7 protein-coding genes are annotated in these 8294 nt (G+C 38.2%); 5 read left to right on the top strand and 2 right to left on the bottom strand.

Features of this window, described 5'->3' with window-relative positions:
• Positions 1-88: 88 nt before the first annotated feature.
• Complete coding sequence (locus Q0791_RS07055) at positions 89-1267, bottom strand: DUF3103 family protein (RefSeq protein ID WP_299004186.1); 1179 nt, start codon at positions 1265-1267, stop codon at positions 89-91.
• A gap of 326 nt (positions 1268-1593) precedes the next feature.
• Here Q0791_RS07055 and Q0791_RS07050 point away from each other — a divergent pair, with 326 nt between their 5' ends.
• The 5 genes from Q0791_RS07050 (at position 1594) to Q0791_RS07030 (ending at position 7694) form a co-directional block, all read left to right on the top strand.
• Positions 1594-2967, top strand: a complete 1374-nt coding sequence (locus tag Q0791_RS07050; RefSeq protein ID WP_299004184.1) for a S53 family peptidase — start codon at positions 1594-1596, stop codon at positions 2965-2967.
• 573 nt (positions 2968-3540) lie between these two features.
• Positions 3541-4827 carry a S53 family peptidase gene (locus Q0791_RS07045; RefSeq protein WP_299004182.1) on the top strand — a complete coding sequence of 429 codons (1287 nt, stop codon included), beginning with the start codon at positions 3541-3543 and terminating at the stop codon, positions 4825-4827.
• 295 nt (positions 4828-5122) lie between these two features.
• On the top strand, positions 5123-6526 hold the full coding sequence (locus Q0791_RS07040) for a S53 family peptidase (RefSeq protein WP_299004180.1): 1404 nt from the start codon (positions 5123-5125) through the stop codon (positions 6524-6526).
• A 135-nt stretch (positions 6527-6661) separates the two neighbouring features.
• Complete coding sequence (locus tag Q0791_RS07035; protein ID WP_299004178.1) at positions 6662-6886, top strand: hypothetical protein; 225 nt, start codon at positions 6662-6664, stop codon at positions 6884-6886.
• A complete protein-coding gene (locus tag Q0791_RS07030) occupies positions 6852-7694 on the top strand; it encodes a hypothetical protein (protein WP_299004176.1) in 843 nt (280 codons plus the stop codon). Before Q0791_RS07035 ends, Q0791_RS07030 begins: the two co-directional genes overlap by 35 nt.
• 1 nt (position 7695) lies before the next feature.
• On the opposite strand, the gene Q0791_RS07025 is transcribed toward Q0791_RS07030, so the two are convergent.
• On the bottom strand, positions 7696-8181 hold the full coding sequence (locus Q0791_RS07025) for a hypothetical protein (RefSeq protein ID WP_299004174.1): 486 nt from the start codon (positions 8179-8181) through the stop codon (positions 7696-7698).
• Positions 8182-8294 lie beyond the last annotated feature (113 nt).

Raw genomic sequence — 8294 nt, 5'->3', positions numbered from 1 at the left:
TTAATGCGGGTAAGCAAGTTTATTTTTACTTAATTAAAATATAAACGACTAAAGTTTTAAATAGTCGTTTACATTTTTTTATCCTGAATTAGTTTCTTGGTTGGATCATTAAGGGTTCTAAATCAACAGTGGCATTGTTACTCGCACCTTTATGGTTAGTATACATTTGATCCTCAAAAATAGTGTAAAATACATCTAGGTAGTCATCATCATTTGTCCACCATGAATCTGGCATGGCTTGAATAATGGCATTCGTTAATTGCGGTATAATGGCATAACCTTGAACAGTCGGATCAGGAATGAGTCTGAGTACTGCTTCTGCAGCTGCTAAGATAGTCTCGGCAAGCGCTTTATAGTTGGTATTATCATCGTTTTCCATAAGGAGAATATCGACAGCTTGCCAACGATAGTTTTCCCATTGCACAATAATCTGATTCGGCGAGTAATTCGTGTCAGCTTCATTCAGATAGGGAAACTCTAAAATATCAAGTTGAGGGGCAACATCTGTATTTTCAGGGCTTATTCCGGATACAATAGCATAAACTTCCGCATCTCCTGATATCCAAGATTCCTCTACATTTTTAAGTTTAATATGTTTAATGGCGGTTGTTGATAATGGCTCATCTGCTGAAGCTGAAAATTCACTATTCAATGTACTTATGCCGTTATTGACTTTCGTGGCATTGAACATAGCGCGCATTGTTTCGATGCCTTCTTTCAATGTTTGTTCATTATTCAGTTCAATAATGAACACAGGTCTATCTGGTACTACGTGAGCATCGAGTAAATGAATATTACCTGCTTCGTCAAAGGCTTCAATATACGTCCAATGAGTATCATTTCCTTCCGGTGCATAAGCAAATAACGGGGATTGCCCCCCTTGCCACTGACTTAACATTTTCACATCAGCCAAGCGTAAGTCGATGATGTTACTGTTATATTTTGTGATGCCTTTTAATTGTCTAATATTTTGATTAAGGTGCTTAATATTCGTCTCTGTTTGTGAGTTCAAATAATGAAAATTTTCAAGGTTGATACTGAGTTGATACTGATTGACTTGAGACTTTAAATGGCGATGGTAGTGTTTATAATTTATCGCAAGTTCTTTTGAAATAGCTCTTTTTTCATTGGCTATCGATCTTGATAACACTTCTTTTTGGTATAAGGGGGGCATTTCAACTTTAGATCCATTCGCAACAACTTGTAATGATGTAGAAAATAAACCTATTGACGCTAAAGTTAAGATTAAACTTGGTATCAGTTTCATGTTATTCCTTTACCTTTTCTTATTGAATTTATAAAGTTAGGCTTTATTTAATCGTTTTTATAAACCGCTTTTATTAATAAAAACAAATAAGCAATACTGGTATATCAGCTGGTGCTCATATAAACAATGCGACTTTTTTACTAAATAAATAAAATTATTTTAAAAATAATTTTGTTTATTTAGTTATGGTAAAAGAATATTGCTATTTTACTTATGAAGTTACAGACTATAATTCAATTATATATCCATGTAATAAATAATTTAATCTATATTAGTAGTCAATAAAGATAAGTATATAAATAACCATTTTCTAGGGAAGGTTTTTGATGAATATAAAAGTAAGAAATATCATTCTAATAGTCAATTTATTAGGACTTAGTGCCTGTTTTGAAGACAATAATCAATCAAGGTGTACAGCTCCAACTTATAACAGTGATGGCACACTTGAACAAACCAATATTATTAGGTGCTATACCCCACAAGACATACAGAAGGCTTATCAACTGGATGAATTCTATAATATGGGGTTAACAGGAGCGGGTGTGAAAATCGTGATTGTTGATGCTTATGCGAATAGAACAACAGCTGAAGAGTTAAGTGTATTTCATGATGCTTTTTTTCCTAACCGTGATATGCCTGATTTTCAGAGTATTACGGTAGGCGATCCAGAATATAACACTAGTTGGGAAAGTGGTGTAGCCGTTGATACCCAGTGGGTTCATGCCATTGCCCCGGATGCTTCCATTGATTTAGTCATGGGACAAATTGATACTTCATTAGATAGTTTGGCTGATGTGATCAATTATATTGTCAATGAGGGTGATTATGCCGAAGGAACAATAGTGTCCATGAACCTTGGAGCAATTGAAAGTCATTATAGTGAAGATCAAATAAAAACTATTGAAACCTTACTAGAAAAAGGAGTGATGGATAAAGGGATCACGTTTTTTGCCTCAACCGGTGATTATGGCAGTAGTAATTATGAGGATGAACCGACTATTTACTATCCCGCATCCAGTGCTTATGTGACTGCGGTTGGTGGAACACTTTTACAATATGGTTGGAGTTGGTATCCAACGAGTAACACGCCTTATCTGGATTCTGATGACAAAAATCCAGATTACTTTAATAGCCCCGACAATCCTAGTGTTCGGTTAGAAACCGTTTGGAATGAAGCTTGGGCAGAGATCGCCACAGGTGGTGGGATCAGTACACTGTTTGATATTCCTGATTTTCAAGCACCTGTTGCAGAAATAATTGATAATAACACAGCAACAGGCCGTGGGATCCCCGATCTCGCTTGGAGTTCATCCGTAAACGGTGGTGTGCTAGCTTATTATGACGGATCGTGGGCGATTCATGGTGATGCTGCAACGCCACAAGTTGCCGCTTTTTTCGGATTAATTAATCAGTATTTAGCTGAACAAGGCATGGACTACATTGGTCATTTAAATACTTGGTTGTACCAAATAGAGGATAAAAATGCCTTCAATGATATTTTACCCATTACTCAAGGAACCGTTTTAGCTGGCCAGCAAGTGAATAATCAGTTATTTGAATATTTGAATGATGGCAGTGTGGCTTATGGTGATGTGCTCGGTTATTCCACGACAGCAGGTTGGGATTTGACCACAGGTTTTGGCTCGCCAAGGGGGAAAGATTTTTTAGAAGCGTTAGTAAAAGTGATGTCTGAGGATTAGACTCATTATTTCCCCATTATATTCATAATAGTATTCATAACAGTGAGCTTGATGATGTTCTTCCGCTCACTTTTTAGTGAATAGATTAGGGGTTAAATGCCCTTCCTTCACTTATTTCTGACTATGACCCTTTTTCACTAGTCAGTTAACCTAGTTTTCAGTTTGCTAATATGAATAGCACCTTATTGAACATGAAAGTCTCTATACTCAGGTTGACCAATAATCAAGTTCGTTGAATATTTAGAAGATGGAACGATCACATGGTCGTCTTTGTGGCATTAGGCTGGAATAAGGCACAGATTTCGATGACCAAGTAGCAATGACTTTTAGTCAGCACTATTTGATGTTTAAGGCGATTCAAGTTCTCTGAAAAGTGAGTTGAAAATATGATTAATTTAAAAATCGGTCCTAGTGTCAATATAAGTGTCGGTATATTACTGTTATCGGCCTGTTTCGACGACAATAGCACTACTCGTTGTGTTGCACCGACTTATAATAGTGATGGCAGTTTAACCCAGTATGAAAAATTAAAATGCTATACCCCAACAGATATGCAAGAAGCTTATCAGCTTTATGAGTTGTACGCCATGGGATATAAAGGGAGCAAAAACTCAAATTGTCGTTATTGCTTCTTATGGCAGTCAGAGTGCAGAAGAAGATTTAAATTTATTTCATGATGCTTTTTTCCCAAATCAAGCAATGCCTGAATTTGAGCAACGTTTTCCTTTGGGCTTACCCGATTACAGTAATGTTGATTCTACTTATGATTGGGGCAAAGAAAGTTCACTTGATATTCAGTGGGCCCATGCCATTGCCCCACATGCCAGTATTGATTTATTGGTTTCACCGAGTGACGCCAATGATAATTTTTCCGATGCAATAGCAGACTTTACCAGTCTTCTTCAACATACAATAGATTATTATTCTCCAGGAACCATTGTTTCATTAAGTTGGGGGGCGAGAGAAAGTGATTATACAGCTGATGAAATCACAGAAATGGAAGCGAAATTTAAAGCAGGTGTAGAAAAAGGCATTACTTTTTTTGCATCAAGTGGGGATGAAGGTAGCAATAATGCCTCTTTAACCGCTTTTGAAGATAATCATACTCCTAATGTGCTTTATCCTGCATCGAGTCCATATGTTATAGCGGTTGGCGGAACGCAATTACAATATGCTTGGAATTGGTATCCAACAAGCAATGATCCTTATCTCGCTTCTGCGGATAATTCTGGTGCAGTGGATGCAGTAGCCAATCCAGATTATTTTAATTTTATTGATGTCCCTTTTCCACAAATTCCTTTACAACAAATTGAAACAGTCTGGAATGAAGCTTGGTCTGGAGATGCCACTGGTGGAGGCAATAGTGATTTATTTGATATTCCAGATTGGCAAGCACCAGTTGCGGATATTATTTATACACAATCAGGCCGCGGCCGTGGTATTCCGGATATTGCTTGGAATGCTTCAGTGAGTAGCGGTGTACCCGTTTACTATGACGGTACTTGGCATGTCGAGGGGGGAACCAGTGCATCTGCACCTCAAGTTGCCGGTTTTTTTGCATTAATAAATCAATATCTAGCTGAGCAAGGAATGGATTATATTGGTCATTTAAACCCATATTTATACCAAATAGAGGATGATACTGCTTTTAACGATATTGTGCCGACCACACTCGGTACTGTGTTGGCCGGTGAACAAGTGAGTAATCAAGTATTTGAATATTTGAATGACGGCACGCTCATTTATAGTGATGTGACTGGCTATCCCACGACAGAAGGTTGGGACATGACCACAGGTTTTGGCTCGCCCAGAGGTAAACATTTTTTGAATGCGTTAGTAAAAGTTATGTCCGAGAATTAGACCGATAATGCTCACTATATTGAACGCCATAGTATAACAGTGAGCTTGATGATGTTTTGTCGCTCGCAGTGCAGGGTAAATCAAAATCAATGCTAACCTCAAGGTGCCCAGCTTCACTCGCCGATTTTTCACAATGCTCCTTTTTCACTAGTCAGTTACCCTAGTTCTCAGTTTATCTATAAAAATTGTGCTTTATTGGATATTAGATTTTCTATACTCAGATTGACTCATAATTGACTTGATTTAAACCACTAATCTCATTTCAAAATACATCTTAAAATAAAAGAAGGTAAACATGATAGATTTAAAAGTCACTCATATTCTTAATATGGTTATTGGGTTGTTATTGCTTTCTGCGTGTTCTGATGATAATAATCAAGTTGAATGTATTGCACCTAACTTCGATGCCGATGGTACGCTATATCAACCAGCCCCCCTTTCTTGTTATACCCCATTACAAATTCAACAAGCTTATGGACTCAATACCCTTTACGATATGGGATTAACAGGGACAGACCAACACATAGTCATAATGGATAATTATGCAAGTGGCGATCATGCTGCTTATTTTGAAGTTTTTCATAAGCAGTTTTTTCCAAATCGAAAAATGCCTGAATTGCAAATCGATGAATTTGATACCTCTTATGATGATGGAGGTAATCTAGAAATTGCAATTGATATCCAATTAGCCCATGCCATAGCTCCCGATGCAACGATTCATTTAGTCTTAGGCAATATCAGTGACGGAGACTCTTGGCTAGCACTATTGAAACATGTTGTGAAAACCTATTCATCGCCAGGTACCCTAGTTTCTATGAGTTTTGGTGCAAATGAACGAGATTTCACCGATGAGGATATCGAAAATGTTCTAGATCCCATGGAAGAATTATTTGAAGAAGGGGTAAGCAATGGCATGACGTTTTTTGCCTCATCCGGGGATTATGGCAGTAAAGGCGGCTGGAACGATCCTGATGCGAATGAGCAAAATGTACAATACCCGGCCACCAGTCCCAATGTGACTGCGGTGGGTGGTACGTTTCTGCAATATGGTTTTGAATGGTACCCCACCAGTAATCAAGCTTATTTAAACTCCGGTGACAAGAATCCTGATTATTTCAACATCAAAGACAATATCCTCTTTCGACTAGAAACCGTCTGGAACGAAGCATACCATGGCAAAGCCAGTACTGGTGGCAGCAGTATCTTTTTTGATATACCCGATTGGCAAGCATCAGTAGCGGATCACATTTATGCTCAATCAGGCAGCGGCCGTGGCGTACCGGATATCGCTTGGCAGGGCAGCATTAATGGAGGGGTGTGGATTTATGTAAATGATTATTGGGATGTTGTTGGGGGGACTAGTGCCTCGTCACCTCAAGTTGCCGGTTTTTTTGCATTGGTTAATCAATATTTGCAACAGCAAGGTATCGATGCATTAGGCAATATTAATCCTTATTTGTATCAAATGACTGACAACAATGCCTTTAATGATATCTTGCCCCTTTCTCAAGGCACAGTCTTAGCGGGCGAACAAGTCAGTAATCAGTTGTTTGAATACAATGATGATGGTTCATTAACTTATAATGACATACCTGGTTATCCTGTGACAGAGGGCTGGGATATGACCACAGGTTTTGGCTCTCCTCGTGCTCAATACTTTTTAAAAGCCCTAGTCGATGTTATTACTGAAAATGACTGATGACATCATTGCCTCACTTTAGTAAGGATACGAAATGAAAAAAACGCTCATATAGGTTGTTCAGGTGATGATAACAAGGATCCAACGAGACTTATCACCTCCAATGGTGGAGCTAATGATTACATCAATGAACTCATGGCCACAGAAGATAGCAGTGACTCAAATTGCGTGTCCCCAGGCTTTTTTAGTTTTAATCCATTACGTTGTTTAACACCTCAAGAGATCCATCAAGCCTATGGCGTCGATATATTACATGAGATGGGGTTAACAGGTGATGGTATGAAGCTTGTTATTTTAAATGTTTATGCCAATGACACGGCAGAAAATGATTTACAGATCTTTTTTTGCTTCATCGGGTGACGGAGGCAGTACCAATGATGAAGATACTTTTGCCGTTCAATATCCAGCATCAAGCCCATATGTGACTGCTGTGGGGGGGAGTTTCTTGCAGGTCGACTGGCAGTGGGATCCCACATCGACTCGATTCTTGCTGGATATGGATGATTATTTTAATGTTACCGATAATTCAGGACAGCAAACAGAAATGGTCTGGAGTGAAGCTTGGATCCAAGCCATGTTTAGTAATGGTACAACTGGCGGTGGCGTAAGTGATCTTTTTTCTATGCCTAATTGGCAATCACCTGTTGCAGATCTCATTGTAGATAATGGAAACGGAAAATCCGGACGCGGGCTCCCTGATATTGCTTGGAATGCGGCTTTTTATTCAGCGGTATTCATTTACAATGGAGGTTTTGTCAATATTGGTGATTATGATTTTGGTTTATGGCAGCCAGCAGGCGGAACAAGTGCTGCATCCCCTCAAATAGCAGGATTTTTTTCACTCATTAACCAATACCTTCTTGAACAAGACATGGATGCCATTGGGCATTTAAATCCCTATTTATATCAAATAACAGATGACAGTGCGTACAATGATATTCAATCCCACACTGTTGGAACAGTGTTAGTGGGTGAGCTGACAAGCAATCAATCATTTGTATTTGATGATAGCATTGGCGCATTAATATCTGGTGACAGCTTTTCCTTTACAGATACGCCAGGTTACCCTGTAACAGAGGGTTGGGACATGACCACCGGATTTGGCTCTCCCAATGGTATTGATTTCTTTAATGTTATCATAGAAGTGATATCTTCAGAAAATGAATAACTTATTCACTGTTTTTAACGCTAGCATCATGCTCTGATAAAAGGTTATCTATGGCTTGATCGACACTATCAAATTGGTATTTTTGCATATAATGTTTGAGTTTAAAAATAATGTCATTGCTGACTTCTAGATGGGATTTTTTCTGGCGTTTCTTGATTTGCGATAATTCTTTTCGAATCATTCGCCAGCCTAAATCACTAAAATAAGCATTGAGTGAGACATTAACTGTTTTCAGCAAAGGAAGAATATCTTCACCTTTTTTACGTTGTTGTACAAGTTGAGTGAGTAAAGGTTCAAGTGCAAAATAAGCTTGCTCTTGGTTGTCGATGTTTTCATTAAACCAAGTCGGTTGAAGTGAAGCATTTTTGGCTTGTATGCGACGATAAATTAATGGTAAAGCAAGAGGTAATTCATCTGGTTTAAGTAAAACAAGTTTGCGTCCTGCTTTCGGCGCTTTCCCATGATATTGCCATTGGTATTCTGACATTCAATATATAGATATTTGTTATTTATGGTGCAACCATTTTATTTTAAAATAGAAAATATCGCAATACCCCCATATAACAGAAATGGCTAAAAAATAATGAAAATCATCTTTTA

Origin of the sequence: uncultured Shewanella sp., from assembly GCF_947495455.1 — a bacterium.
GTDB lineage: Bacteria > Pseudomonadota > Gammaproteobacteria > Enterobacterales > Shewanellaceae > Shewanella.
Note: the sequence above shows the minus strand (reverse complement) of the source record. Positions and strands in the feature narration are given on the sequence as shown.